The sequence below is a fragment of the Rhodococcus mengyinensis genome (assembly GCF_048381435.1).
Classification (GTDB): Bacteria; Actinomycetota; Actinomycetes; order Mycobacteriales; family Mycobacteriaceae; genus Rhodococcus_F; species Rhodococcus_F opacus_D.
Genome location: NZ_JBLWIT010000127.1, coordinates 12,097 through 37,139 on the forward strand (window position 1 = coordinate 12,097; position 25,043 = coordinate 37,139).

At 68.5% G+C, this 25,043-nt stretch carries 27 protein-coding genes; 22 read left to right on the forward strand and 5 right to left on the reverse strand.

Translation table 11 applies throughout. The features are described from left to right. The first annotated feature begins 143 nt into the window (after positions 1 to 143). Together ACNJ7E_RS29305 and ACNJ7E_RS29310 are read left to right on the forward strand one after the other, a co-directional pair. The gene (locus tag ACNJ7E_RS29305; RefSeq protein ID WP_009474737.1) at positions 144 to 1,187 is read left to right on the forward strand and encodes an NAD-dependent epimerase/dehydratase family protein; all 1,044 of its coding nucleotides are present in this window, start codon (positions 144 to 146) and stop codon (positions 1,185 to 1,187) included. Beyond that, a complete protein-coding gene (locus ACNJ7E_RS29310; RefSeq protein WP_016882763.1) occupies positions 1,184 to 2,203 on the forward strand; it encodes a lysophospholipid acyltransferase family protein in 1,020 nt (339 codons plus the stop codon). Before ACNJ7E_RS29305 ends, ACNJ7E_RS29310 begins: the two co-directional genes overlap by 4 nt. Positions 2,204 to 2,218: 15 nt before the next feature. On the opposite strand, the gene ACNJ7E_RS29315 is transcribed toward ACNJ7E_RS29310, so the two are convergent. Then, positions 2,219 to 3,205 carry an HAD family hydrolase gene (locus ACNJ7E_RS29315; protein WP_283352852.1) on the reverse strand — a complete coding sequence of 329 codons (987 nt, stop codon included), beginning with the start codon at positions 3,203 to 3,205 and terminating at the stop codon, positions 2,219 to 2,221. Positions 3,206 to 3,384: 179 nt separating this feature from the next. Between ACNJ7E_RS29315 and ACNJ7E_RS29320 the strand changes: the two genes are divergently transcribed. From ACNJ7E_RS29320 to ACNJ7E_RS29360, 9 genes are all read left to right on the forward strand, one after another. Further along, positions 3,385 to 3,645: a glutaredoxin family protein gene (locus ACNJ7E_RS29320; protein ID WP_009474734.1), complete on the forward strand. Its 261-nt coding sequence runs from the start codon at positions 3,385 to 3,387 to the stop codon at positions 3,643 to 3,645. Between the two features lie 140 nt (positions 3,646 to 3,785). Further along, the gene (locus ACNJ7E_RS29325) at positions 3,786 to 4,640 is read left to right on the forward strand and encodes a redox-sensing transcriptional repressor Rex (protein WP_029539322.1); all 855 of its coding nucleotides are present in this window, start codon (positions 3,786 to 3,788) and stop codon (positions 4,638 to 4,640) included. After that, positions 4,637 to 6,076 carry a glutamyl-tRNA reductase gene (locus ACNJ7E_RS29330; RefSeq protein WP_016882766.1) on the forward strand — a complete coding sequence of 480 codons (1,440 nt, stop codon included), beginning with the start codon at positions 4,637 to 4,639 and terminating at the stop codon, positions 6,074 to 6,076. The genes ACNJ7E_RS29325 and ACNJ7E_RS29330 overlap by 4 nt, the downstream gene beginning before the upstream one ends. Further along, a complete protein-coding gene (gene hemC / locus ACNJ7E_RS29335; protein WP_280779884.1) occupies positions 6,073 to 7,038 on the forward strand; it encodes a hydroxymethylbilane synthase in 966 nt (321 codons plus the stop codon). Before ACNJ7E_RS29330 ends, hemC begins: the two co-directional genes overlap by 4 nt. Positions 7,039 to 7,113: 75 nt before the next feature. Beyond that, entirely contained in the window at positions 7,114 to 8,679 is a 1,566-nt protein-coding gene (locus tag ACNJ7E_RS29340) for a bifunctional uroporphyrinogen-III C-methyltransferase/uroporphyrinogen-III synthase (protein ID WP_005251986.1), read from the forward strand. A 78-nt stretch (positions 8,680 to 8,757) separates the two neighbouring features. Next, complete coding sequence (gene hemB, locus ACNJ7E_RS29345; protein WP_280780021.1) at positions 8,758 to 9,732, forward strand: porphobilinogen synthase; 975 nt, start codon at positions 8,758 to 8,760, stop codon at positions 9,730 to 9,732. Positions 9,733 to 9,760: 28 nt separating this feature from the next. Continuing rightward, positions 9,761 to 10,366, forward strand: coding sequence for a hypothetical protein (locus tag ACNJ7E_RS29350; protein ID WP_418341618.1), 606 nt, complete (start codon positions 9,761 to 9,763; stop codon positions 10,364 to 10,366). Positions 10,367 to 10,621: 255 nt separating this feature from the next. Beyond that, positions 10,622 to 11,104: a hypothetical protein gene (locus tag ACNJ7E_RS29355; RefSeq protein WP_271213146.1), complete on the forward strand. Its 483-nt coding sequence runs from the start codon at positions 10,622 to 10,624 to the stop codon at positions 11,102 to 11,104. Continuing rightward, positions 11,101 to 11,436 (forward strand): hypothetical protein, encoded by a 336-nt coding sequence (locus tag ACNJ7E_RS29360; protein WP_105415976.1) that lies wholly within the window; start codon positions 11,101 to 11,103, stop codon positions 11,434 to 11,436. Before ACNJ7E_RS29355 ends, ACNJ7E_RS29360 begins: the two co-directional genes overlap by 4 nt. Here ACNJ7E_RS29360 and ACNJ7E_RS29365 read toward each other — a convergent pair. Continuing rightward, positions 11,368 to 13,314: an acyl-CoA dehydrogenase family protein gene (locus ACNJ7E_RS29365; RefSeq protein ID WP_280779887.1), complete on the reverse strand. Its 1,947-nt coding sequence runs from the start codon at positions 13,312 to 13,314 to the stop codon at positions 11,368 to 11,370. The genes ACNJ7E_RS29360 and ACNJ7E_RS29365 overlap by 69 nt on opposite strands. Before the next feature lie 155 nt (positions 13,315 to 13,469). On the opposite strand from ACNJ7E_RS29365, the gene ACNJ7E_RS29370 reads away from it, so the two are divergent. After that, positions 13,470 to 13,802: a DUF3099 domain-containing protein gene (locus ACNJ7E_RS29370; protein WP_283331018.1), complete on the forward strand. Its 333-nt coding sequence runs from the start codon at positions 13,470 to 13,472 to the stop codon at positions 13,800 to 13,802. Between the two features lie 5 nt (positions 13,803 to 13,807). Here the strand turns inward: ACNJ7E_RS29370 and ACNJ7E_RS29375 are convergent, their stop codons facing one another. Continuing rightward, positions 13,808 to 14,311 carry a DUF427 domain-containing protein gene (locus tag ACNJ7E_RS29375; protein ID WP_418341619.1) on the reverse strand — a complete coding sequence of 168 codons (504 nt, stop codon included), beginning with the start codon at positions 14,309 to 14,311 and terminating at the stop codon, positions 13,808 to 13,810. Between the two features lie 16 nt (positions 14,312 to 14,327). Continuing rightward, a complete protein-coding gene (locus ACNJ7E_RS29380; RefSeq protein WP_418341620.1) occupies positions 14,328 to 15,182 on the reverse strand; it encodes an alpha/beta fold hydrolase in 855 nt (284 codons plus the stop codon). A gap of 74 nt (positions 15,183 to 15,256) precedes the next feature. Between ACNJ7E_RS29380 and ACNJ7E_RS29385 the strand changes: the two genes are divergently transcribed. Next, the gene (locus tag ACNJ7E_RS29385; RefSeq protein ID WP_280779891.1) at positions 15,257 to 15,715 is read left to right on the forward strand and encodes a MarR family winged helix-turn-helix transcriptional regulator; all 459 of its coding nucleotides are present in this window, start codon (positions 15,257 to 15,259) and stop codon (positions 15,713 to 15,715) included. Here ACNJ7E_RS29385 and ACNJ7E_RS29390 read toward each other — a convergent pair. Further along, positions 15,675 to 16,190 (reverse strand): Lrp/AsnC family transcriptional regulator, encoded by a 516-nt coding sequence (locus ACNJ7E_RS29390; RefSeq protein ID WP_283331021.1) that lies wholly within the window; start codon positions 16,188 to 16,190, stop codon positions 15,675 to 15,677. The two genes, ACNJ7E_RS29385 and ACNJ7E_RS29390, sit on opposite strands and share 41 nt — an antisense overlap. A gap of 115 nt (positions 16,191 to 16,305) precedes the next feature. Here ACNJ7E_RS29390 and hppD point away from each other — a divergent pair, with 115 nt between their 5' ends. The 9 genes from hppD (at position 16,306) to ccsB (ending at position 25,005) form a co-directional block, all read left to right on the forward strand. Further along, entirely contained in the window at positions 16,306 to 17,514 is a 1,209-nt protein-coding gene (hppD, locus tag ACNJ7E_RS29395; RefSeq protein ID WP_280779893.1) for a 4-hydroxyphenylpyruvate dioxygenase, read from the forward strand. Positions 17,515 to 17,547: 33 nt separating this feature from the next. Then, positions 17,548 to 18,312, forward strand: coding sequence for an SDR family NAD(P)-dependent oxidoreductase (locus tag ACNJ7E_RS29400; protein WP_280779894.1), 765 nt, complete (start codon positions 17,548 to 17,550; stop codon positions 18,310 to 18,312). Then, the gene (locus ACNJ7E_RS29405; RefSeq protein WP_280779895.1) at positions 18,309 to 18,821 is read left to right on the forward strand and encodes a VOC family protein; all 513 of its coding nucleotides are present in this window, start codon (positions 18,309 to 18,311) and stop codon (positions 18,819 to 18,821) included. The genes ACNJ7E_RS29400 and ACNJ7E_RS29405 overlap by 4 nt, the downstream gene beginning before the upstream one ends. Positions 18,822 to 18,882: 61 nt before the next feature. Next, positions 18,883 to 20,208 carry a glutamate-1-semialdehyde 2,1-aminomutase gene (gene hemL / locus ACNJ7E_RS29410; RefSeq protein WP_280779896.1) on the forward strand — a complete coding sequence of 442 codons (1,326 nt, stop codon included), beginning with the start codon at positions 18,883 to 18,885 and terminating at the stop codon, positions 20,206 to 20,208. Between the two features lie 79 nt (positions 20,209 to 20,287). Continuing rightward, on the forward strand, positions 20,288 to 20,947 hold the full coding sequence (locus ACNJ7E_RS29415; RefSeq protein ID WP_005566498.1) for a histidine phosphatase family protein: 660 nt from the start codon (positions 20,288 to 20,290) through the stop codon (positions 20,945 to 20,947). Next, positions 20,944 to 21,543 carry a TlpA disulfide reductase family protein gene (locus ACNJ7E_RS29420; RefSeq protein ID WP_280779897.1) on the forward strand — a complete coding sequence of 200 codons (600 nt, stop codon included), beginning with the start codon at positions 20,944 to 20,946 and terminating at the stop codon, positions 21,541 to 21,543. Before ACNJ7E_RS29415 ends, ACNJ7E_RS29420 begins: the two co-directional genes overlap by 4 nt. Beyond that, the gene (locus ACNJ7E_RS29425) at positions 21,540 to 22,370 is read left to right on the forward strand and encodes a cytochrome c biogenesis CcdA family protein (protein ID WP_037233399.1); all 831 of its coding nucleotides are present in this window, start codon (positions 21,540 to 21,542) and stop codon (positions 22,368 to 22,370) included. Before ACNJ7E_RS29420 ends, ACNJ7E_RS29425 begins: the two co-directional genes overlap by 4 nt. Continuing rightward, complete coding sequence (resB, locus tag ACNJ7E_RS29430; RefSeq protein WP_418341621.1) at positions 22,367 to 24,031, forward strand: cytochrome c biogenesis protein ResB; 1,665 nt, start codon at positions 22,367 to 22,369, stop codon at positions 24,029 to 24,031. Before ACNJ7E_RS29425 ends, resB begins: the two co-directional genes overlap by 4 nt. Then, positions 24,028 to 25,005, forward strand: a complete 978-nt coding sequence (gene ccsB / locus ACNJ7E_RS29435; RefSeq protein ID WP_418341622.1) for a c-type cytochrome biogenesis protein CcsB — start codon at positions 24,028 to 24,030, stop codon at positions 25,003 to 25,005. The genes resB and ccsB overlap by 4 nt, the downstream gene beginning before the upstream one ends. Positions 25,006 to 25,043 lie beyond the last annotated feature (38 nt).

Sequence of the window (25,043 nt, forward strand, 5' to 3'; positions counted from 1 at the left end):
GCACCCTCCGCGTAGTGGGCGACCGACCAATTGTCGTTGTGCGGAGCGCCATCCCCCTCCTGCACGTATCGTTGACGTCACTCGCTACGTGATCGGGGGTCCTAGTGGTTGTGAGTGACGGAGACAGTACTACGCGGACGGCGGTGCCGCGCGTCGTGCTGGTCACTGGGGCAAGCAGGTTTCTGGGTGGGTACCTGGTCACCCGGCTCGCTCAGAATCCGGACATCGAGCGAGTCATCGCGGTGGACGCGGTGTCGCCGAGCAAGGACATGTTGCGCCGCATGGGCCGCGCCGAGTTCGTGCGCGCCGATATTCGGAATCCCCTGATAGGCAAGGTCATTCGCAACGCCGAGGTCGATACCGTCGTGCACGCCTCGACGCTGGCGCGCCCGCCGAAGTCGGGCAGTCGCGCGGCCATGAAGGACATGAACGTCATCGGCGCGATGCAGTTGTTCGCCGTCTGCCAGAAGGCGCCGACCGTCCGGAAAGTCGTGCTGCGGTCGGCCTCCGTGGTGTACGGCTGCAGCGCCAAGGACCCCGCCAAGTTCACCGAGGAGATGAGCGCCCGGCGGCGTCCCGCGGGCGCCTACGCACGGGACTGCATCGAGATCGAGGGATATCTGCGGGGAATGGGGCGCAGGCGCCCCGACATCGCGGTGTCGATTCTCCGCCTCGCACCACTGGTCGGGCCCCGCCTCAACGCAACCGTCGCGCAGTACCTCACCTCACCGGTGGTGCCGACCATTCTCGGACGCGACGCACGCCTGCAGGTGCTGCACGAGGAGGACGCGCTCGCCGCCCTGGAACGGGCCACGGTATCGGGCCCGGCGGGCACGTTCAATGTCGCCGGCGACGGCGTGGTCATGATGTCCCAGGCCATCCGCCGCGCCGGGCGGATCGAGGTCCCGATGCCGTTCGGGTTGTTCCGCAACGTCGGACGTGCGCTGATGGGTCCGGTAATGCGGTCGTACACCACCGAGCAACTCGAGTACTTCCACTTCGGTTGCGGACTCGACACCACCCGCATGCGAAGCGAACTATCCTTCGAGCCACGGTGGACCTCGATGCAGGCGCTCGACGACTTCGCTCGCGCGGCAGGCGTCAAGGCGATCATCAAGAACGAATGGGTCGACGCAGCAGAAAACGCACTACTCGCTCTTACCGGCACGGCGAAAGGAGAGAGGTGAACGAAGTGGCGAAGGTCATTCCGCTGCACGGTGCGACAGCCGCGCGCGGGGCCGCTATCGGACGTTCGAGGCGTGAGCAGAGCGAGAGCCGACATCCGTCCGCGATGCCTCCACCCGCCGTGATCACCCCACCCGAGCCCGTCACCGAGACTTCGGCCGTCGACGCCGTCCGCAACGCCCTGGCCGAGCAGATCGTCAACACCGCCGAGTTCGTGCGCCGCCGGCTGTCGGGCGACTATCACGTCGACGACTTCGGATACGACCCGCACTTCGCCGAGAACGTGTGGCTCCCCATCCTGCGGCCACTGTTCGACAAGTGGTTCCGCGTCGAGGTCAGCGGTCTGGAGAACATCCCGTCTACCGGTGGCGCGCTCGTGGTCGCCAACCATGCCGGTGTCCTGCCCATCGACGGTCTGATGACGTCCGTCGCCGTCCACGACCATCACCCCGCGCACCGCCCGCTGCGGATGCTGGCCGCCGATCTGGCCTTCGAGATGCCGCTGGTCGGCGGTGTCGCCCGCAAGGCCGGGCACACCCTCGCATGCCACCCGGACGCCGTGCGCCTCCTGCAGGACGGGGAGGTCGCCGCCGTGTTCCCCGAAGGCTTCAAGGGCATCGGCAAACCGTTCAGCGAACGCTACAAGCTGCAGCGGTTCGGCCGCGGCGGCTTCGTGTCCGCCGCCATGCGGACCGGTGCGCCCATCATTCCGTGCTCGATCGTCGGATCCGAGGAGATCTACCCGAAGATCGGCGAACTCGGGACGCTCGCCCGGTTGTTGGGGATGCCGTACTTCCCGGTGACCCCGCTGTTCCCGCACTTCGGACCGCTCGGACTCGTCCCGCTGCCGTCGAAGTGGTACATCGAGTTCGGCAAGCCGATCGTCACCGACACCTACGACGCGGCGGCGGCCGACGACCCGATGGAACTGTTCGAGGTCACCGACCACGTCCGGGAGACCATCCAGCAGACGCTGTACCGGCTCCTCGCGAAGCGCCGGAACGTGTTCCTCGGCTGAACCGCCGCTGGCGGCTCAGGCCGCCTGTTCGCGGCGGCGCGCGACGATCGCGGCGAGTGCGCCGCCGGCAGCGCCGAGGAGCAGCGCCGTGGGGACGCCGATCTTGGCGGCCTTGCGTCCGGTCCGGAAGTCGCGGATCTCCCAGCCCCGGTTCTTGGCGAGTTCGCGCAGGTCGGTGTCGGGGTTGATCGCGACGGCCGTGCCGACCAGCGACAGCATCGGTACGTCGTTGTGGCTGTCCGAGTACGCGGTGCAGCGCTTGAGGTTGAGCCCCTCGCGGACGGCCAGGGCGCGCACGGCGTGCGCCTTGCCGAGGCCGTGCAGGATGTCGCCGACCAGACGTCCCGTGAACATCCCGTCCTCGCTCTCGGCCACCGTGCCGAGGGCACCGGTGAGGCCGAGGCGCTTCGCGATGACCTGGGCCAGCTCCACCGGGGTCGCGGTGACCAGCCACACCTGCTGCCCGGCGTCGAGATGCATCTGCGCCAGCGCGCGGGTGCCGGGCCAGATCTTGTCGGCGATCACCTCGTCGTAGATCTCCTCGCCGAGCCGGGCGAGCTCGGCCGTCGACCGTCCGGAGACGAACGAGAGGGCCTTCTCCCGGCCGGAGGCGACGTCGTCGCTGCTCTCCTTGCCGGTGATGCGGAACTTGATCTGCTTCCACGCGAAGTCGACGAGGTCGGACGTCTTCAGGTACTTGCGGGCGGCGAGGCCGCGGGCGAAGTGGATGATCGAGGCGCCCTGGACCATCGTGTTGTCGACGTCGAAGAACGCGGCCGCAGTGAGGTCGAGGGGAACGTCGTGTTCCACCAGCTCGGTTTCCTCGCCGGACGCGACGTGGAGCGCGAGGGCCGCATCGGCACTCGCCTCACCTGCGACATTGGCACGTACCTCGGCTTCGCTGGGTCCCAGCGGATTCCTGAACTGGCGTCGGCCCGGGAGGATGATCCCCGCCAGACCTGAACCGAAACCCGTGCCGTTCGGTAGTGATCGCGCAGGCACTCGCACCTCCCGTATCGCAGAAGCCTCTGGGAGCAGCCTATCCCCCGAATCGGGGACGGGGCGGGTGGATGGCCGCGCTGAGGGAACTGTGTGACGTTCATCTCCGAGCCGATTGGCGTCTGCGGACCCCGAAACGGCACAGTGACTCCACCGGAGGCGTCGAAAGGAAGTGACGAGGCATGAGCACGGGCGGACACGAGGTGACGCTTCTCACGAGGGCGGGGTGCGGTGCGTGCGCGCCGGCCCGCGAGCTGCTGCTGGTTCTGTGCGAGGAGTTCGGGCTGGAACTGACGTGCATAGACGTCGACGAGGCGGCGGCCACGGACCCCGAATTGCGGGCCGAATTCGGCGACCGATTGCCGGTGGTATTGCTCGACGGACGTGAGCACAGTTACTGGGAGGTCGACGAAGAGCGCCTTCGCTCGGATTTACGCAAGTAAGGGAACCCTAAAAGTGGGATCTTCCGATGCCGTGCAGGTAGGACCGCATGTCGCGCAGTCGCAGCGACTTTGTGCATGGGTTCACAAGCAGTTACCGTGGTGTGAACAATTCCCCGGAGCATCGTGAAGAACGGCATCGAATGCCGGTCGGACGAGGAGCCAACGACGTGACCGAAACGCACCAGACGCATGGGTCTGTGGCCCCTGGCGTCACGGGGGCGGTCGGGCAGTCGATGGTCGGGTCACCGGCCCCCTCGGTCGCCGGCGCCGCTCCGCTCCCCGAATCGCGGGACATCCCCCAGGCTACGGTGACGCGCCTCGCGACGTACCTGCGGGTCCTCGGAGTGCTGACGGAACGCGGCACGATCATCGTCTCGAGCGAGGAACTCGCCGCAGCCTCCGGTGTCGGCTCCGCGAAGCTCCGCAAGGACCTTTCCTTCCTGGGGCCGAACGGTGTGCGCGGCGTCGGCTACGACGTGACGCGCCTGCGGGCCCGCATCGAACGCGCGCTCGGCCTGGACCGCGGACACAAAGTGGTGCTCGTCGGCGTCGGAAACCTCGGCCAGGCGCTCGCCGGCTACGGCGGCTTCGGCCGTCGCGGGTTCTCCATGGTCGGACTGTTCGACAGCGACCCGGCGCGGGTCGGTGCGCCGGTAGGCGACCTCACCGTGCGGCACGTCGACGAACTCGAGCAGGCCTGCGCCGAACTCGAGGCCACCATCGGCGTCATCTCGACGCCCGACGAGGCGGCGCAGGAAGTCGCCGACCGTCTGGTGCGCGCCGGACTGCGCTGCATCCTCAGCTTCTCGCCGACCTCGCTCGACGTCCCCGATCACGTCGAGATGCGCCGCGTCGACCTCGCCGTCGAAATGCAGGTTCTCTCGTTCAACAGCGCACGCAACACGGAGTCGGTCCCCACCGCTCCCCGCGTCCGCATCGGACATTCGGCTGTCCCGTCCACCGCACCAAGAAACGGATCAGTGATCGCGCCGTGAGTGTTCTGCTTGTCGGGGTCTCGCACAGAACGGCCCCGGTGCCGGTTCTCGAGCGGGTAGCTGTCACCGACACCGATCGCCCGAAGTTGACGGACAAGCTTCTGGCGTCGTCGCACATCTCGGAGGCGATGATCGTCTCCACCTGCAACCGGGTGGAGATCTACGCCGTCGTCGATGCGTTCCACGGTGCTCTGGCCGAGGTCGGCGAATTGCTCGCCGACCACTCCGGGCTCGATCTCACCGATCTGCACCGGCACGCGTACGTCCGCTACAGCGAGGCTGCGGCGGAGCACCTGTTCGCCGTGGCCAGCGGCCTCGACTCGATGGTGATCGGCGAGCAGCAGATCCTGGGGCAGATCCGGACCGCCTACGCGTCGTCCGACGCGCAGCAGGCCGCAGGCCGCACCCTGCACGAACTCGCCCAGCAGGCGCTGCGCGTCGGCAAGCGGGTGCATTCGGAGACCGGTATCGATTCGGCGGGCGCGTCCGTCGTGTCCGTGGCCCTCGACCGGGCCGCCGGCATCGTCGGCGACGGCGGACTGACCGGACGCACCGCCGTCGTGGTCGGTGCCGGATCCATGGGCGGCCTGTCGGTCGCCCACCTCACGCGGGCCGGGATCGGCCGCATCGTCGTCGTGAACCGGACCAAGGAGCGTGCGGAGCACCTCGCCGACACGGCCCGGTCCAACGGCGTCGAGGCGGAAGCCCTCGAACTGAGCGAACTCCCCGCCGCGATGGCCCAGGCGGATGTCCTCGTGACCTGTACCGGCGCGGTCGGCGCCGTCGTCACGCTCGCGGACACCCACCGCGCGCTGGCACAGCCCGGCCGCGACGCCGAACGCCCCCTCGTCATCTGCGACCTCGGACTGCCCCGCGACGTGGAGCCCGCCGTGTCGGGTCTGCCCGGGGTCACCGTCCTCGACATGGAATCGCTGCAGCGCGATCCCGCCGCAGGCGCCGCCGCATCCGACGCCGATGCCGCCCGGACGATCGTCGCCGCCGAGCTCGCCAACTACCTCGCCGGCCAGCGGCTGGCGGAGGTCACGCCGACCGTCACCGCCCTGCGCCAGCGCGCCGCGGACGTGGTCGAGGCGGAGCTGATGCGACTGGATTCGCGTCTGCCCGGACTCGACGACCCCGAGCGCGACGAGGTCGCCCGCACCGTGCGGCGAGTGGTCGACAAGCTTCTCCACGCGCCCACCGTCCGGGTGAAGCAGCTCGCCTCCGCACCCGGTGGCGACTCCTACGCCGCCGCCCTGCGCGAGCTGTTCGAACTCAGCCCCGGATCCGTCGAGGCCGTCGCCAAGCCCACCGACCTCGGCGGCGCCACCGACCTGAGCGCCATCGACATCACCGACGGCTTCATCGCCGGCCAGGACCCGCGCCTGCGCCGCTTCGTCACAGACGACAACCATGGGAAGGAATCGCAGGCATGAGCGCCGTCGGCACCCGTACGCTGCGGATCGGAACCCGTGGGAGTGAGCTCGCGACCACCCAGGCCGGGACCGTGCGCGACGCACTGATCTCGGCCGGGCACGACGCCGAGCTCGTCATCATCAAGACCAAGGGCGACCAGTCCATGGAATCGGTGGAGAAGATCGGAGTCGGCGTCTTCACCGCCGAACTCCGGGAAGCGCTCGCCGACGGCCGCGTCGACGTGGCCGTCCACTCCTACAAGGACCTGCCGACCGCCCCCGACGAACGGTTCACCATCGCCGCCATTCCGCCGCGCGAGGATCCCCGCGACGCGCTCGTGGCCCGCGACGGACTGGTCCTCGGTGAACTGCCCGCCGGTTCGAAGGTCGGCACGTCCGCACCGCGGCGCACGTCGCAGCTCCGGGCGCTGGGCCTCGGCCTCGACATCCGTCCGCTGCGCGGCAACCTGCAGCGGCGCCTCGGCAAGGTCGAGTCCGGCGAACTCGACGCCGTCGTCCTGGCCCGCGCGGGCCTGGCGCGGATCGGACGTCTGGACCTGATCACCGAGTCCATCGAACCGGTCCAGATGCTGCCCGCACCCGCGCAGGGCGCGCTCGCCGTCGAATGCCTGTCCGCGAACACAGCACTCGTCGCGATCCTGTCGGAGCTCGACGACCCGAACAGCCGCGCCGCCGTCACCGCGGAACGCGCACTGCTCGCCGAGCTCGAGGCCGGCTGCACCGCGCCCGTCGGCGCCATCGCCGAGGTCGTCGAATCACTCGACGACGACGGCCGCATCTTCGACGAACTGTCCGTCCGGGGCTGCGCCGCAGCCATCGACGGTTCCGACGTCATACGCACGGGGGCCGTGGGCTCCCCGGAGAACGCCGCAGAACTCGGCCGCTCCGTCGCGCGGGAGCTTCTCGAGCTCGGTGCGCGGGAGCTGATGAATGTCACCGAGGCCGGTGATGCCGATGTTTGATGTGCGAAGGCCGACTGATCGGCCGATCCGCTTCCTGTACCCATCTCGACACATGATCGCACTGGAGAATTACCGATGAGCCGAGTCCGTAAGAACACCCCCGGACGAATCCTGTTCGTGGGATCCGGACCGGGCGATCCGGCACTGCTCACCGTGCACGCACGGGACGTCCTTGCCGCAGCGACCCTCGCCTTCACCGACCCCGACGTCGACAAGGGCGTCACGGTCCTGGTGGGCACCGACCTGGGCGTCGACGCCGAGACCGGTGAGCCGCTCGCCGAGGTCCGTCCCGCTCTGGGTGAGCCGGCGGAGGTCGCGAAGACCCTCGTCCACGAGGCGAGGAACGGCCACGACGTCGTGCGTCTGGTGTCCGGCGACCCGCTGACCACCGACTCCGTGATCGCCGAGGTCACCGCCGTCGCCCGTACCCAGGTGCAGTTCGAGGTCCTGCCGGGCCTGCCGTCCGCGTCCGCCGTCCCGTCCTACGCCGGTATGGCACTGGGGTCGGGACACACCGAGGCCGACGTCCGCGGCGAGGTCGACTGGGCTGCCCTGGCCGCCGCACCCGGACCGCTGGTCCTGCATGCCACGTCGGGTCACCTCGCCGAGACGGCGAGCGCCCTCGTCGAGCACGGCCTGGCTCCGCAGACCCCGGCCGCCATCACGGTTCGCGGCACCACCCGGCAGCAGCGCACCGTGGAGGCCACCCTCGCGACGCTGAACGAGGCCGGTTCCGAACTGGTCGGTTCGCTGGTCGTGACGGTCGGCAAGGTCGTCGCCCAGCGCAACAAGATGTCCTGGTGGGAGTCGCGCGCACTGTACGGCTGGAAGGTCCTGGTGCCGCGCACCAAGGATCAGGCAGGCGAAATGAGCGACCGCCTCGTCACGCACGGCGCCATCCCGATCGAGGTGCCCACCATCGCCGTCGAGCCGCCCCGCAGCCCGGCGCAGATGGAGCGCTCCGTGAAGGGCCTCGTCGACGGCCGGTACCAGTGGGTGGTCTTCACGTCCACCAACGCGGTGCGTGCGGTGTGGGAGAAGTTCGAGGAGTTCGGGCTCGACGCCCGCGCGTTCTCCGGCGTCAAGATCGCCTGCATCGGTGAGGCCACGGCCGCCAAGGTGCGCTCGTTCGGAATCAACCCCGAACTCGTGCCCTCCGGTGAGCAGTCGAGCGAAGGCCTGCTGGCCGAATTCGCCCCGTACGACGACGTGTTCGACCCGGTCAATCGGGTTCTGCTGCCCCGCGCCGACATCGCCACCGAGACGCTGGCCGAGGGCCTGCGCGAACGTGGCTGGGAAATCGACGACGTCACCGCCTACCGCACCGTCCGGGCCGCGCCGCCGCCGGCCGAGACCCGCGAGATGATCAAGACCGGTGGGTTCGACGCCGTCTGCTTCACCTCGTCCTCGACCGTCCGCAACCTCGTCGGCATCGCCGGAAAGCCGCACGCGCGCACCCTCGTCGCCTGCATCGGTCCGAAGACCGCCGAGACGGCCATCGAATTCGGCCTGCGCGTGGACGTGCAGCCGGAGACCGCTCAGGTCGGCCCGCTGGTGGAAGCTCTCGCCGAGCACGCCGCGCGTCTGCGTGCCGAGGGCGCACTGCCCCCGCCGCGCAAGAAGTCCCGCGCTCGGCGATAGGCGCTACGCGCCCGTGCGCCTTTTTGGTTGTTCCCACTACCAAAAAGGCGCACGGGCCCGACGAAGGAGGGCATGTCCTTGTTCCCGACCCACCGACCGCGACGCCTCCGCCGGACACCGGCGCTGCGTCGTCTCGTCGCCGAGACTTCGCTCGAGCCACGGCATCTCGTGTTGCCGATGTTCGTCGCGGACGGTATCGACGAGCCTCGTGAGATCTCGTCGATGCCCGGCGTCTTCCAGCACACACCCGACTCGCTGCGTCGGGCGGCGACGGAAGCGGTCGAGGCGGGACTCGGTGGACTCATGCTCTTCGGGGTGCCCCGTCCCGACGACAAGGATGCCGAGGGGTCCGGCGCGTCCGACCCGGACGGCATCCTGAACCGCGGATTGCGCTGGCTCGCAGGCGAAGTCGGCGATGCGACGGTGATCATGGCGGACACCTGCCTGGACGAGTTCACCGACCACGGTCATTGCGGAGTTCTCGACGAGAGCGGTGCGGTCGACAACGACCTCACGCTGCAGCGGTACGTCGACATGGCGGTCGCGCAGGCCGAGGCCGGCGCGCACCTGCTCGGTCCGAGCGGAATGATGGACGGCCAGGTCGCCGCCATCCGCAAGGCCCTCGACGACGCGGGCTACACCGACGTCGGTCAGCTCGCGTACTCGGCTAAGTACGCGTCGGCGTTCTACGGCCCGTTCCGGGAGGCCGTCGGGTCCTCGTTGCAGGGTGATCGCCGCACGTACCAACAGGATTCGGCCAATCGCCGGGAATCGCTGCGGGAGGTGGACCTCGACATCGACGAGGGCGCCGACATGGTGATGGTGAAGCCGGCGATGTCCTACCTGGACGTCCTGCGCGAGACGGCGGACCGCTCTCCCGTCCCCGTTGCGGCGTATCAGATCTCGGGCGAGTACTCGATGATCACGGCCGCCGCGCAGAACGGCTGGATCGACCGGGACGCCGCGATCCTCGAATCGCTGACCAGTATCCGCCGCGCAGGCGCGGACGTCGTGCTGACGTACTGGGCGACCGAAGCGGCCGGCTGGTTGTGATCGTCTCGTCGGCGGATACGGTAGTGCCATGACCCAGCAGTGGCCACCGACACCGCCGCACCAGGCTCCGCATCAGCAGAGCCCGTCTCCGCACGATTTCCCGTACCCCCCGCCGGTGCCGCAGCCGAAGCCCGAACGTCCGGCACCGGTCGACGTGGGCACGGCAGCCCAGTTGCTGTGGGCGGTGGCCGGGCTCGGGCTGATCCAGGCGCTGGCCGCGATGGTTCTGGTGGTGGGGGAGAAGTCGACGTTCGTCGACGAACTGATGAACAACCCCAGCGTCACATCCGGCGAGGTCGACATGAGCCGCGACAGCGTGGAGAAACTGTTCTACGTGGGTATCGGGTTCACGGTCGTCCTCATCCTGATCCTCACCGGGCTGTTCCTCCTGTTCGTGCACTTCATGCGCAGGGGCCGGAACTGGGCCAGGATGCTGCTCACCATCGCGTGCGTGATGATGGTGGTGTGGACCGTCCCGGTGCTCTTCGGCATCGGATCCGACGGAAGCGGCACCGCGCTCGCTCTCGGCGGCGTGCAGATCCTCCAGGCCGTGGTGGCCGTCGGAGCCGTCGTGCTGATGCACCGCAAGGATTCCAACAGCTACTTTTTGAGGTTGCCCCCCTCCGACGAGTAGCTTCGATTTGCTCGTGAAATATAAAGATGTACCGTGAAGTACGTCACAAGGGCAGACCGCAGACTTCATTTCGACCGAAGGACTTTTCTCCATGCGCGCTGACGATCGAGCACACGGGTCTCGCAAAGAAGCACTGATGTTCGCCATCATCGTGGCCTTCGTGCTGCTGACTCTGTTGCTCGTCGTGATCCCGGGCGCCCTCTCCTGACGTGCCCCACGTTTTCCTCGCGCGCCACGATGTCGCAGGATGAGCGTGTGAGCGAACCAGCCGTCCTGTTCAGTGAGCCCGGCGCCCGCTGGCGGATGGTGGCGTTCGGCCCGGTCTTCTGCCTGATCGCGCTGATCATCGAACTACTGACCGGCCCGGTGGTGCACTGGTTCGCGCTGTCGTTGTTCGCAGTGTTGCTCAGCGGTTTCGTCTACGTGCAGGTGGTGGCCGCCCGTAGGCATGCCAGCGTCGAACTCACGACGTCGTCGTTGCGGCAGGGCACCGAAGACGTGCCGATCACCGAGATCGTGAAGATCATGCCCCCCGCCGACCCGGAGTCGTACGAGCAGCAGCCGTGGGAAACCGCCCGGAGTCTGGGGGAGCTGTCCGCGGTTCCCCGCCGGCGGACGGGCATCGGACTGCGACTGCGGGGCGGCGCCCTGGTGCAGGCGTGGGCGAAGGACGACGAGGCATTGCGCGCGCAGCTCGAATCGCTGCTCGCGAAGTCGGCGGGCGGGTCGGCGGAATGAACCGCCGGACCGCGGTGGTGACAGCGGAGTGGATCGGTGCCGTGGCCGGTGTCGTCGCCGCAGTGTGGTGCTGGAACCATGCCCAGGTCACATCGGAGTTCGGTCCCGTGGCGCCGGGTGCACCCTCCTTCGAGGGAACCGCGTACTCGGGGTCGTGGATCGCCGTCGCCGCCGGACTGCTGACGGTCGCGGGGTTGCTGGTGATCGATTCGGTGCGCCGGCTCCGGTCCGGCCCGGCGGGCGAACCCGCCGAGCCGTCCTCGTCATCGGAAGATCTGGGTCTTGCGGACGGTGTCGGTCCCGGGACCGTCGAGCATCGCGGAGCCGAGTAGCGCCTCGGGAACCCCGAGACCCTCGATCAACGTCTGGGCGTGCGGCCGCAGCGACCGGCAGCGCTCGTTGATTCCCCGCTGCACCGCCTTCGACCGCTCCACCGACAGCTGCCGGTGCTCCATGAACCACGCCTTGTCTTCCTCGATGACGCTCAGCGCGTAGAGGTCGCAGACATCGCTCAGCAGGTCGCGGGCGTCGTCGTCCTCGCATTCGTCGATGCCGGCGACGAACGCCTCGAGCACCACCCGGTCGATGTGCGCCTGCGCGGCGTGCAGCACGTGATCCTGCACGAAATTGAAGGCGTCGAACGGGTTCTCCTCGCGCTTCTGCGCAGCCTGGAGGCGACGGGCGGCGGTCGCGAGCAGGTACTGCTCGCGGTCCTCGAACATCGTCAGCTGCGTGCCGCGGTTGAAGAGGCTGCCGTCCTCTTCGTTGTCCTGCCGCGTGTCGAGGATCGTCTGGATGATCTGCTGCGCGGCGGTGCGCTTCTTGACGACGTCGGAAACCGTGGTGGCCGCGAAGCGCATCCATTCGACGGGGCTCATGCCGCGCACCTCGTCCGCGTAGGACGTGAGCAGTTCCTTGGCCACGAGCTGCGTCAGGACGTGGTTGTCGCCCTCGAACGTGGTGAACACATCGGTGTCGGCCTTGAGCGCCGTGAGACGGTTCTCGGCCATGTACCCGGCGCCGCCGCACGCTTCACGGGCCTCCTGGATCGCACGGGTGGCGTGCCAGGTGTTCGCAACCTTGAGCCCGGCGGCGCGGCCCTCGAGTTCACGCTGTTCCTGGGGGTCGGCGTCGGTACTGCTCTGGATCTCGTGCATCTTGGCGACGAGCTCGTTCTGCGCGAACTGCAGAGCGTAGGAGCGTGCGATCAACGGGAACAGCCTGCGCTGGTGGACGAGGTAGTCCATGAGCAGCACCTCGTCCTCGGCCTGCGGGGCATTGAACTGCCTGCGCTGCAACGCATATCGGGTGGCGATCGACAATGCGACGCGGCCGGCGGCGCCGGCGGACCCGCCCACCGTGACGCGTCCCCGCACGAGAGTGCCCACCATCGTGAAGAATCGGCGGTTCGCGTTGTCGATCGGCGAGGTGTACGTGCCGTCGGGTTCCACGTCTGCGTATTTGTTGAGCAGGTTCTCCCGCGGAATTCGGACCTGGTCGAACGTGATTCGGCCGTTGTCGACGCCGGGAAGTCCACCCTTGTACCCACAGTCCGACGTGTGGACGCCGGGGAGATCGTTGCCGTCCTCGTCCCGGATCGGCACCACGAAGCAATGCACGCCCTGCGACTCGCCGCCCGTGATCAACTGCGCGAACACGGCCGCCATCGTCGCGTGCTGCGCCGCCCCGCCGATGTAGTCCTTGCGCGAGGACGGTGTGGGGGAGTGGATGACGAATTCGCCCGCGTCCGCGTCGTACGTCGCGGTGGTCTCGAGGGCCTGCACGTCGCTGCCGTGACCCGTCTCGGTCATAGCGAAACACCCCAGCAGATCCAGGTCGACGAGACGCTTCACGTACGCCTCGTGATGGCGCGCGGTACCGAGGTTCTCGATCGCGCCGCCGAACAGTCCCCACTGCACGCCCGCCTTGACCATCAGGGACAGGTCCGACATCGCGAGCATCTCGATGCTTGTGACTGCGGCGCCGGCGTCACCGGTGCCGCCGTGGTCTTTCGCGAATCCGTCGGCGGCGTAGCCGTTGCTCGCGAGCAGACGCAACTGCGCCAGCGTCTTGGCGCGGGCCTCGTCGAGGTCGGGGGTGTAGTGCGGTGCGAAGTCGGGGGATCCGGACAATTCCGCCCTGACGCGCTCGCGTACCTCCCGCCAGCGTCCGTCGAGGGTGCTTCTCAGGTGGTCAGCTGTGGTGGCCATGACTCGACAGTAGCGGTCGCTCCGAGGCGCGTGATGTCGGTCGAGGAACAGGTCCGGCGATCAGGGGACACCGAAGGTGCCGAAGCCTTCCTCCGGCCGGCCGTAACACCGGTGATGGGCGTTGCATGCGGCAATGCTCTGGGTATTCCGGTGTGGTGAGCATTTCCCACGCACTACGGTCCCTCGTCACGGGCCCGACCTTCCGGTGGACGTCCGCACCGAGTGGCACCGCCCGCCACCCGATCAGTATCACCACGGCATCGGTGTCACTCGAACAACAGCATCGGGTGCGGGTGCGCAAGTACGTGATCGTGGCGTCGTTCAGGATTCTCGCGTTCGTGCTGTCCGCGGTGGTCTACGGTCTGTCCGGTAACCCGTGGGTGGCCGTGGCGATCATCGGTGTGTCGCTGCCCCTGCCGTGGCTCGTCGCCCTGATCGTCGACGACCTGCCGCCGTGGGAGACGGACGAGTCCCACGGCAGTGGGTGAGGCGTTCACCAGAAGCGACTCCCGGGCCCGCCCTTGAACGGGCCGACCACCTGATCGGTGATCCACCCGCCGTAGAAACCCCCAGTCTGGGGCCGAACCCGCTCGCCGTCGACGAAACAGCCGTCCATCGATCCCGGCATGACCGCCACGTGCCCGACGAGAGATTCGTACCCCGCGACCGGCCGCGGATAGTGCCACGCCGCACGCTCGGCGACGTGTCCGCCCGCGATGACGTCGAAATAATCCGCGCGCCCCTTCCACTCGCACACTGTGCTCCCGGCAACCGGACGCAGGACCCCCTCGGCGAAGCACGTGCGCGGCAGGTAGTACGTCGGCGGGTGGCTCGTCTCGAGCAGACGCAGCGGGGTGCGTGTGCGTGCGACGAGTTGGCCGCCGAACCGCACCTCCACCAACTCGCCGCTCTGCTCGACCACGGGTGGCCGCGGGTAATCCCACACCGATTCCTGTCCCGGACCGACGGGGTCCGGGTTCGGGTGGCCGCTCGTCATGCGTGGACCAGCCGAGTCAGGCCGAGGTGCTGATCATCGCGAGATATCCCACGGGGTCGCGCCAGAAGGCGGTGATCAGGTCGGCGAGTGCGGCCGGGTCGGCGATCAATGGTGTGATGTGGCCGGCGCCGTCCACCGTGGTGGCTGCGGCGTGCGGCATCGTCGCCGCGGCGGCCCGTGCCTGCTCGAGGGAGATCATCGTGTCTGCGCGGGGGACGACCATCAGCGTCGGCGCTCCGATCCGGGGGAGGAGAGGGCCGAGGCCCTTGCGGTGCAGCATGATCGACTGCATCGCCTGGTGCATGCCGCGGCGTGGTGCCTGCCGGAAGGTCCGGGAGACGGCCTGGAACTGTTGCGGGTGCGTTCGTGAAAGCTCGGTGCCGAGAAGGACGTTCATCACCGCATTCGTGAGCGGTGGAATCGGCCCGGCGATGCGGTAGGCCCACACCATCGGCACGATCCTGGCGCGTTCCCTGCGGGTGAGGGCTTGGGTCGGTGTCCCGATGGTGACCACGGTGCGGCACAGGTCGGGAGTGTCGGCGGCCGCGACGAGTCCGACGTGTCCACCCCAGGCGTTTCCCACCCAGTCGGCGGGCTCGGCGACGCCGAGTACGTCGTGGACGGTGATCGCCGCCTCCGCGCACTCCTCCATCGTGAACCGGCGCGGTACGGCGGTGCTCGCTCCGTGGCCGGGTCCGTCGATCGAGATCACTTGCCGGTATCCGACCAGATGGCTGCGCAGGGGTGCCCACGTCGTCGAGTCGACGAAAAGGCTGTGCCAGAGCACGGTCGGCGGTCCGCTGCCGGTGACGTGGACGGCGAGGTTCCCGACGCTCGTCGGGACGGTCCGGGTGATCGATTGTGTGTCCATGGGATGCCCCAGGTGCTGTGTCGAGTAATGCTTCGGAAACCGAAACTTCGGTAACCGTAGTATTCTCCTGTGTCATGGAACGGTCAAGAGGTCTGCCGTCCGATCGCCCTGCGGTGGGGCAGTTGCTGGTTCGTTTGCTGCACGAGTTCCGCCGGGAGTTGAGCGAGCCCATGGCAGAACGCGGTTACGGCGACATCCGCCCGCCGCATCTGCAGATCTTCGGCAACATCGGTTGGGAGGGCCGGCGGTTGACGGAGATCGCCTCCCGGGCCGAACTGAGTCTGTCCGCCGCGTCCGAACTGATCAACGATCTCGAGGACCTCGGGTACGTCGAGCGGGTTCCGGACACGCGGGACAGGCGGGCGAAACTGGTCGTCCCGACCGCGCGGGGACGGCAGGCGCTGCAGGACGCCGCCGTACGGGTCGCCGAGATCGAGCACCACTGGGGCGGCATCGTCGGCCACGACCGGTTCGACGACGCCTGCTCCGTGCTCAATTCACTGTTGGACGAGCTGAGTCCCGAGGACCGCTGACCGTGGGCGGAGGGACCGCCGCGCGGACGAGTTGCTCGTGACGCAGGGCGATCTGGGTCTGCGTCGCGATGACGGTCGACGAGCGAAGAACGTTGTGCCCGTCCACGATCGAGTTGATCACCCGCTGCAGGTCGGCGTGGGTGCGCGCCACCACGCGGACCAGGACGTCGCCGGCTCCGGTAATCGTGTGCGCTTCGAGAACTTCGGGGATGGCGGTCAGATGCTCGACGACCGCGGCGTGCCCGTTGCCCTGGGCGATCTCCAGGGTGGCGAACGCGACCACCGGAAACCCCAGTGCCTCCGGGTCGAGGGTCGGTGCCGAACTGGTGATCACGCCGGTGCGTTCGAGCCGGTCGAGACGCGCCTGAACGGTGCCACGCGCCACTCCCAGGCGTCTCGACGCCTCGAGCACCCCGACCTTCGGCTCGGCGTGGAGCAGGTCGAGCAGTGTGGCGTCGAGTTGATCGATACTCATGGCGTCCCTGGTCAATATGTAGGGTCCAACCGTCTTTTCGTCCAGCATTCTGTACAGATTGAACAGCGTCAAGAGGCACCGTTGCGCAGTGATGTGTGCTGGATCACAGTGAGATATGACTACCGCCGACATTCGCCTGACGCCCCGCGAGGTGGCCGCACATCTGGAGACCGACGAGCTCCGGCAATTGGTCGGGCTCGTCGAACACGACGACGCGTCGGATCCGTTTCCCGTGGTCGCGATGGATGCCGTGGTATTCGCGTGCGGCAACGCGACGCAGAGCATGCAGTACTTCGTCTCCACCTGGGGCATGACCCTCGTCGCCTACGCCGGGCCGGAGACCGGTCAGCGCTCGCACAAGTCCTTCGTCCTCGAGTCGGGGTCGGCACGGTTCGTGCTGCACGGCGCCGTCGATCCGAAGAGCCCGCTCGCGGACCATCACCGGGCGCACGGCGACGGCGTCGTGGACCTGGCGATGGAAGTGCTCGACGTCGACCGCTGCATCGCGCACGCCCGCTCGCAGGGGGCCACCATTCTCGAGGAGCCGCGCGACGTCACGGATCAGTTCGGCACCGTGCGGCTCGCGGCGATCGCCACGTACGGCAGCACCCGGCACACCATCGTCGACCGCAGCCGGTACGACGGCCCCTACCTCCCCGGATTCGTCGCGCGCTCCAGCGGTTTCGCGGCGCGACCGGGTAAACCCCCGCGGTTGTTCCAGGCGCTCGACCATGCCGTCGGCAACGTCGAGATGGGCCGGATGGATCACTGGGTCCGGTTCTACAACCGCGTCATGGGATTCACGAACATGGCCGAATTCGTCGGCGACGACATCGCCACGGAGTACTCGGCGCTGATGTCGAAGGTCGTGGCGAACGGCAACCACCGGGTGAAGTTCCCGCTCAACGAACCCGCGGTGGGAAAGAAGAAGTCGCAGATCGACGAATATCTCGAGTTCTACGGTGAGCCGGGCTGCCAGCATCTGGCCCTCGCGACCGGGGACATCCTCGCGACGGTGGACGCGCTGCGGGCCGAGGGCGTCGAATTCCTGAACACACCCGACGCGTACTACGAGGACCCGCGGTTGCGTGCCCGGATCGGGAGGGTCCGGGTGCCGGTGGAGGAACTGCAGAAGCGCGGAATCCTCGTCGACCGCGACGAGGACGGATACCTCCTGCAGATCTTCACCAAGCCGCTCGGCGACCGGCCGACCGTGTTCTTCGAGCTGATCGAACGGCACGGTTCGCTCGGATTCGGGGCGGGCAACTTTCAGGCCCTGTTCGAATCCATCGAGCGTGAGCAGGCGGCGCGCGGCAATCTGTGAACCTCCGATCGGCACGCAGTGCATCATCGACAGATGAATGACACGGATCGGGGAACGTTCGCAGGGAAAGTCGCTCTCGTCACCGGGGCCTCCTCGGGGCTCGGGCACGCCGTGGCCCGGCTCCTCACCGACCGGGGAGCCCTCGTCTTCGGGGTCGCACGGGACGGGGATGCGCTGCGGCAGGCCATGATCGAGATCGCCGGGCCGGAGGCCGCGGGGCGCTGTGCACCGGCGGACGTGGCGTCGCCGGAAGCGTGCAGCGCGGCCGTGGCAGCCTGCGTCGCCGGGCTGGGCGGTCTCGACGTCCTGATCAACGTTGCCGGTTCGCACACCCTCCGGCACACCGCGGACGTCACGGACGAGGACTGGGCACACGATCTCGCCGTGAACCTGAACGGGCCGTTCTACCTGTCGCGGGCAGCGCTGCCGCATCTGCTCGACCGCGGAGGCAACATCGTCAACGTCGCATCCGTCGCCGGACTGCAGGGGCAGGCGTACTCGGCCGGCTACTGCGCCGCCAAGCACGGACTGGTGGGTCTCACCCGCGCGATGGCACTCGAGTTCACCGGCACACCGCTGCGGATCAACGCCGTCTGCCCGGGCGGGATGATGACACCGCAGGTCACGAATTTCGCGTTCCCCGACGGCGTCGATTTCGAGCTCGTCCTGAAGTCGGCCTCCCCGAGAGGGCTGATGGAACCCGAGGACGTGGCGAAGACGGTGGCCTTCCTCGCATCCGACGACGCGTCCGCCATCCACGGAGCCGTGTACTCGGTGGACAACGGGAAGATGGCATGAGCCTCGTCGCCGGCCCGATCTTCCAGATCTGCTGGGTCGTCGACGACATCGAGGCTGCCGAGCGGCACTTCACCGAGCAGCTCGGCGTCGCGCGATGGTTGCGGCTCCCGGACGTGCACTTCGGACCCGAGCACTGCACGTACCGCGGGCAGCCCGCCGACTACGTGGTCCACGTGTCCCTCGGATACGCCGGCGGACAGCAGCTCGAACTGATCCAGCCGGTGTCGGGACGCAACCTCTACACGGAACAGCTGGAGACCACCGGTCCCGGCGTCCATCACGTGGCCTGGGTCCCCGACGACTTCGAGGCCACCCTCGCCGAAGCCGGACGTCGGGGACTGCCGGTGGTGCAGCGGGGCCGGTTCGAGGGCGCCGGGATGGAGTTCGCGTACCTCGAGGGCGGCCCGCTCGGCGGATACGTGGAACTGCTGAAACTGTCCGAGGAGATGCGGGCGATGTTCGCCTCGCTCGTCCCGGAACCACCCGGCGCGACGGATCGGGCAGAGTGATCCTGGCCACCCACTACACCCTGTCGTTGGCAAATTCGACAGAACTGGGACACTGGAGGCCGTGACTGTTTCCTCCGGTGACCCCGACGTGCACGCATCCCGCTCCGCCCAGCTCTTCGAGAGGGCTGATCTGGTCATTCCCGGCGGCGTCAACTCCCCGGTGCGAGCCTTCCACTCGGTCGGCGGCACCCCGCGGTTCATCAAGGAAGCGTCCGGTTACACGCTCACCGACGTCGACGGCAACGACTACGTCGACCTCATCTGCTCCTGGGGACCGATGATCCTCGGGCACGCGCACCCCGCCGTCGTCGAGGCAGTGCAGAAGGCGGCCGCCACCGGCCTGTCGTTCGGCGCGCCCACCGAGGGTGAGATCGAACTGGCCGAGGAGATCGTCGGCCGGGTTGCGCCGGTGGAGAAGGTGCGCCTGGTCAACTCCGGCACCGAAGCCACCATGAGCGCCGTCCGCCTGGCCCGCGGATTCACCGGCCGAACCAAGGTCCTCAAGTTCTCCGGCTGCTACCACGGACACGTCGACGCGCTGCTGGCCGACGCCGGCTCGGGGCTCGCCACCTTCGGCCTTCCGACATCGCCCGGCGTGACGGGCGCGCAGGCCGAGGACACCATCGTCGTTCCCTACAACGACCTCGACGCCGTCGCCGAGGCCTTCGCCGCGAACGAGGGCCAGATCGCGTGCGTCATCACCGAGGCCGCCGCCGGCAACATGGGCGCAGTGGCGCCGCAGCCCGGATTCAACGAGGGCCTGCGGAAGCTGACCAGCGACAACGGCGCCCTGCTCATCATGGACGAGGTGATGACCGGATTCCGCGTCAGCTCCGCCGGCTGGTTCGGGCTCGACGGCGTCGCCGGTGACCTCTACACGTTCGGCAAGGTGATGAGCGGCGGTCTGCCCGCCGCCGCATTCGGTGGCCGCGCCGACGTCATGGCCCATCTCGCCCCGGCCGGACCCGTTTACCAGGCGGGCACCCTGTCCGGGAACCCTGTCGCCGTCGCCGCCGGGCTCGCCAGCCTGCGCGCCGCGGACCAGGGCGTGTACGACGCACTCGAGCGCAACAGCGCCACCCTGCGGACCCTGCTGTCCGACGCGCTGACCGCCGAGAGCGTGCCGCACCGGGTGCAGACCGCAGGCACGATGCTCAGCGTGTTCTTCAGCGAGGACCCGGTGACCAACTACGCCGAGGCCAAGGCCGCCCAGACCTGGCGCTTCCCGGCGTTCTTCCACGGGCTTCTCGCACGCGGTGTGTACCCGCCGCCGAGCGCGTTCGAGGCGTGGTTCGTCTCCGCCGCCATGGACGACAGAGCCTTCTCGATCATCGCCGACGCCCTGCCGCACGCCGCGAAGGCCGCCGCCGCGGCCGTCCAGCCCTGACGTGTCCTCCCCCCTCGCGGCCGGCAGCCTTGCCGCCGGCACCCACCCGCCCTCCCGTCCCGACCCGAGGAATCGCAACGTGACCGAAGCCGATCATCCCGACCACACACAGACCCGCACCATCGTGCACGTGCTCCGGCACGGCGAGGTGCACAACCCGCGAGGAATCCTCTACGGCAGGCTCCCCGGGTTCCGGCTGTCGGTGACGGGTGAGGCGCAGGCCCGCGCGGTGGCGTCGGTGCTGGCCAAGCACGACATCACCCACGTGGTGTCCTCGCCGCTGCAGCGGGCGCAGGAGACGGCGGTTCCGATCGCCGACGCGCACGGCGTCGAGATCGCGACCGACGAGAACCTCATCGAGGCAGGCAACGAATTCGAGGGCCTCAAGGTGTCCGTCGGCGACGGCGCGCTGTCCCGTCCCCGGCACTGGTGGAAACTGCGCGACCCGTTCACACCGTCGTGGGGCGAGCCGTACCTGCAGATCGCGCACCGCATGCTGGCCGCCGTCAACAGCGCCCGCGTGTCGGCGGTGGGCCACGAGGCCGTCGTCGTCAGCCACCAACTCCCCGTCTGGACCCTCCGCCGATTCCTGCAGGGGGAGCGGCTGTGGCACGACCCGCGGCACCGTCAGTGCGGTCTCGCGTCGCTGACCTCCCTCGTCTACGAGGGCGATACCCTCATCGACATCGTGTACTCGGAGCCCGCGGGCGCGTCGGATCCGAGGGTGACCGGGGCATGAGTCGGGGGCGCTTCGCCGGGCTTCTCGCGGTGATCTGTACGGCCGCGGTGTGGCTGTCGGCGTGTGCGTCCGGCGACGACGCCGTGGCCCAGGGCGGCACATTCGACTTCGTGTCGCCGGGCGGGCAGACCGAGATCTTCTACGACCCGCCCGCCGACCGCGGCACCATCGGCACGGTGTCCGGACCCGACCTGATGACCGAGGGCAAGACCACCTCGCTCGACGATTTCGAGGGGCAGGTCGTGGTACTCAACGTGTGGGGGCAGTGGTGCGGCCCGTGCCGGGGTGAGGCCAACGACCTCGAGCAGGTGTACGAGGAGACCAAGGATCAGGGAGTGTCGTTCCTCGGGATCAACGTGCGGGACAACCAGCAGGACAAGGCGCAGGACTTCGTGATCGACAACAAGGTGTCGTATTCGTCGATCTACGACCCCGCCATGCGGACGATGATCGCGCTGGGGCAGAACTACCCCACGAGCGTCATCCCCACCACGATCGTGCTCGACCGGGACCACCGCGTGGCCGCGGTGTTCCTGAAGGAACTGCTCGCCGAGGACCTCAAGCCGGTGGTCGAACGGGTGGCGCAGGAATCGTGAGCACCAGCACTACCCTTCTCGCCGGCGGCGTCGGCGACGCCTTCCAGTCCACCGCGGCATCCGGACCGCTGCTGCTCGCGCTCGGTGCGTGCGTCCTCGCAGGTCTGGTGTCGTTCGCGTCGCCGTGCGTCGTGCCCCTCGTGCCCGGATACCTGTCCTACCTCGCGGGTGTGGTCGGCGCGGACGCCCCGGCCGTGACCGCGGAGGAGGCGGCCACCCGCACGAAGACGGTCGCCGACGGTCGGCTGCGGGTCGCGGGCGCCGCGGCCCTGTTCGTCGCCGGTTTCACCGTGGTGTTCGTGCTGGCCACCGCGTCCGTGTTCGGCGCCATCTCGGCGCTCGCGATCAACCGCGACATCCTGATGCGGGTCGGCGGGGTGGTCACCATCGCCATGGGCCTGGTGTTCATCGGCCTGATCCCGGCCCTGCAGCGCGACACGAGGCTCGAGCCGCGCCGTATCTCCAGTCTGGCCGGGGCCCCGCTGCTCGGTGCCGTGTTCGCGCTGGGCTGGACCCCGTGCCTCGGCCCCACCCTGGCGGGTGTCATCTCCCTGGCCGCAGGCACCGACGGTGCCACCGCCGCCCGCGGAGTGGCCCTGATCGTCGCGTACTGCCTCGGCCTCGGGCTGCCGTTCGTGATCCTGGCGCTCGGCTCGTCCCGCGCGCTGCGCGGTGTCGGCTGGCTGCGCCGGAACGCGCGGACCATTCAAATCTTCGGCGGAATCATGCTGGTGGCCGTGGGCATTGCCCTCGTCACCGGCGCGTGGGACCAGTTCGTCGGCTGGGTTCGCGACGCCTTTATCTCGGAAGTGACTCTGCCGATATGAGCGACACCCAGACCCCCGAGGCCCCGGAAGCCACACCGGTGCCCCGTCAATCGCTGCCCGGCCGCGCGTTCGCGGTCGTCCGCAACACCTGGCGTGGCCTCACGTCCATGCGCACGGCGCTGGTGCTGCTGTTCCTGCTGGCCCTCGCGGCCATTCCCGGCGCGCTGCTCCCGCAGCGCAGCCTCAACGCGGGCAAGGTCGACGAGTACATCTCGAACCGGCCGACCCTCGGTCCGTGGATGGACAAGCTCGAGCTGTTCGACGTGTTCGGCAGCTTCTGGTTCACCGCGATCTACGTCCTGCTCTTCATCTCGCTCGTCGGCTGCATCCTGCCGCGCTGCGTCGACCACGCCAAGGCGCTGCGCACCCGTCCGGTGCCTGCCCCGCGGAACCTCGCGCGACTTCCGCACCACCACGAGGACCGGGTCGACGAGACGCCGGAGGAACTCGCCGCCCGCATCCGCACCCACCTGAAAGGGTGGCGGATCGAGACCCGCGCGGGAGGGGAGCGCGCCGCGCACGACGGCGAGATCACCATCTCCGCGGAGAAGGGCTACTTCCGCGAGCTCGGCAACCTGGTCTTCCACCTGTCGCTCGTGGCGCTGCTCGTCGCGATCGCCGTCGGCAAGCTGTTCGGCTACGAGGGCAACGTCATCGTGGTCGCCAACAACGGCCCCGGCTTCTGCACCACGTCGCCCGCGGTCTTCGACTCGTTCAAGGCGGGCAACACGCAGGACGGCACCGGCATGACGCCGCTGTGCGTCAAGGTCAAGGACTTCGCGGCCGACTACCTCGACAGCGGTCAGGCCGAGATGTTCACATCCAACATCGCCTACCAGGCCGGCGACGACCTCGAGACGAACACGTGGCGGGACGGACAGTTGCAGGTCAACCACCCGCTGCGCGTCGAGGGTGACCGCGTCTACCTGCAGGGGCACGGGTACGCGCCGACGTTCACCGTGACGTTCCCGAACGGGGAAACCCGTACGGAGACGCTGCAGTGGCGGCCCGACGACGCGACGACGTTCCTCAGCAGCGGCGCGATGCGGTTCGACCCGCCCGGCGGCATGTACACCGAGACCGACGAGCGCCGGAAGAATCAGATCGCGATCGAGGGACTGTTCGCCCCGACCGCGCTGTTCCACGGCAATCTGCTGGCGTCGAGCTACCCGGCCATGAACGACCCGGCCGTGGCCATCGACATCTACAAGGGCGACACCGGCCTCGACACGGGCAATCCGCAGTCGTTGTTCTCGCTGAACACCGAACTGATCAATCAGGGCCGGCTCGTGAAGCAGGACCGGGTGAATCTGAAACCGGGGGAGAGTTCGACGCTGGCCGACGGCACCCAGGTGCGGTTCGACGGTGCCGTGGACTTCGTGAACCTGCAGGTCTCGCACGACCCGGCGCAGCAGTGGGTGCTGGTGTCGGCGCTGACGATGATGGCCGGATTGCTCGTCTCGCTGCTGGTCAAGCGTCGCCGCGTCTGGGCCCGCATCTACCCCGCGGACGCTTCCGATCTTGACCCACGACGTACTGTAGTAGAGCTTGGTGGACTCGCCCGGACCGATCAGGCCGGCTGGGGCGACGAGTTCGGCCGACTCTGCACCCGTCTGCTCACGGACGACACGAAGCCTGACGCGCAGGAGAGCCAACGATGACGACCAACGAGACACTGGCGCAGTACAGCGACTGGGCCTTCCGATCAGCCTTCACCGTTCTGGTGCTGGCACTCGTGCTGCTCATCGTGCAGTACGCGTCCACCCGGGCGCAGGCCGTGCAGGACCGGGAACTCGTGTCGGCAGGCTCCGGCGCCCGTCCGGCCGATGCGGCGTCGGTTCCCGGCCGAGTGGTCGAGCAGCCGAAGAAGCCCACGGCCGAGCGCTTCGGCGGCATGGGCGCGGCCGTGCTGGTCGTTGGCACGGTGCTGATCTTCGCGTCGATCGTGCTGCGCGGATTCGCCACCGCACGGTTCCCGCTCGGCAACATGTACGAGTTCGTGACGATGGCCTGCGCGGCCGCACTCGTCGTCGGTCTCGCACTCCTGTCGAAGCCGGCGTACCGGTCGATGTGGGTGTTCCTGCTCGTCCCCGTCCTGATCCTGATGTTCCTCGCCGCCACCGTGCTGTACGCGGACGCGGCGCCCGTGGTGCCCGCACTGCGGTCGTACTGGCTGCCCATCCACGTCACCATCGTGAGCGTCGGTTCCGGTGTGTTCCTGGTGTCGGGCATCGCGAGCCTGCTGTTCCTGCTGCGCATGCGGTACCCGCGCGGCGAGGAGGGAACGGGCGTGTTCGCGCGGATCGCGGAGCGGCTGCCCGACGCGCAGACCCTGGACCGGCTGGCGTACAAGACCACCATCATCGGGTTCCCGCTGTTCGGCGCGGGCGTCATCCTCGGCGCCATCTGGGCCGAGGCCGCCTGGGGCCGATTCTGGGGCTGGGACCCCAAGGAGACGGTGTCGTTCATCGCCTGGGTGATCTACGCCGCCTACCTCCACGCCCGCGCGACGTCGGGCTGGCGCGACACCAAGGCCGCATGGATCAACGTGGCGGGCTTCGTCGCGATGCTGTTCAACCTGTTCATCATCAACATGGTGGTGTCGGGATTGCACTCATACGCGGGCCTCAACTGACGGTAGTCACCGACTGATATCCTTCCGCCGCGACGTCT

Bases quoted from the DNA above. Each gene is read 5' to 3' on its own strand.
- ACNJ7E_RS29400 (WP_280779894.1), top strand. From the start codon at position 17,548: ATGAATGACACGGATCGGGGAACGTTCGCAGGGAAAGTCGCTCTCGTC.
- hemC (WP_280779884.1), top strand. From the start codon at position 6,073: ATGAGCGCCGTCGGCACCCGTACGCTGCGGATCGGAACCCGTGGGAGT.
- ACNJ7E_RS29350 (WP_418341618.1), top strand. From the start codon at position 9,761: ATGACCCAGCAGTGGCCACCGACACCGCCGCACCAGGCTCCGCATCAG.
- ccsB (WP_418341622.1), top strand. From the start codon at position 24,028: ATGACGACCAACGAGACACTGGCGCAGTACAGCGACTGGGCCTTCCGA.
- ACNJ7E_RS29325 (WP_029539322.1), top strand. From the start codon at position 3,786: ATGCCGGTCGGACGAGGAGCCAACGACGTGACCGAAACGCACCAGACG.
- ACNJ7E_RS29420 (WP_280779897.1), top strand. From the start codon at position 20,944: ATGAGTCGGGGGCGCTTCGCCGGGCTTCTCGCGGTGATCTGTACGGCC.
- ACNJ7E_RS29365 (WP_280779887.1), bottom strand. From the start codon at position 13,314: ATGGCCACCACAGCTGACCACCTGAGAAGCACCCTCGACGGACGCTGG.
- hppD (WP_280779893.1), top strand. From the start codon at position 16,306: ATGACTACCGCCGACATTCGCCTGACGCCCCGCGAGGTGGCCGCACAT.
- ACNJ7E_RS29390 (WP_283331021.1), bottom strand. From the start codon at position 16,190: ATGAGTATCGATCAACTCGACGCCACACTGCTCGACCTGCTCCACGCC.
- ACNJ7E_RS29360 (WP_105415976.1), top strand. From the start codon at position 11,101: ATGAACCGCCGGACCGCGGTGGTGACAGCGGAGTGGATCGGTGCCGTG.
- ACNJ7E_RS29340 (WP_005251986.1), top strand. From the start codon at position 7,114: ATGAGCCGAGTCCGTAAGAACACCCCCGGACGAATCCTGTTCGTGGGA.
- resB (WP_418341621.1), top strand. From the start codon at position 22,367: ATGAGCGACACCCAGACCCCCGAGGCCCCGGAAGCCACACCGGTGCCC.
- ACNJ7E_RS29380 (WP_418341620.1), bottom strand. From the start codon at position 15,182: ATGGACACACAATCGATCACCCGGACCGTCCCGACGAGCGTCGGGAAC.
- ACNJ7E_RS29320 (WP_009474734.1), top strand. From the start codon at position 3,385: ATGAGCACGGGCGGACACGAGGTGACGCTTCTCACGAGGGCGGGGTGC.
- ACNJ7E_RS29405 (WP_280779895.1), top strand. From the start codon at position 18,309: ATGAGCCTCGTCGCCGGCCCGATCTTCCAGATCTGCTGGGTCGTCGAC.
- ACNJ7E_RS29385 (WP_280779891.1), top strand. From the start codon at position 15,257: ATGGAACGGTCAAGAGGTCTGCCGTCCGATCGCCCTGCGGTGGGGCAG.
- ACNJ7E_RS29375 (WP_418341619.1), bottom strand. From the start codon at position 14,311: ATGACGAGCGGCCACCCGAACCCGGACCCCGTCGGTCCGGGACAGGAA.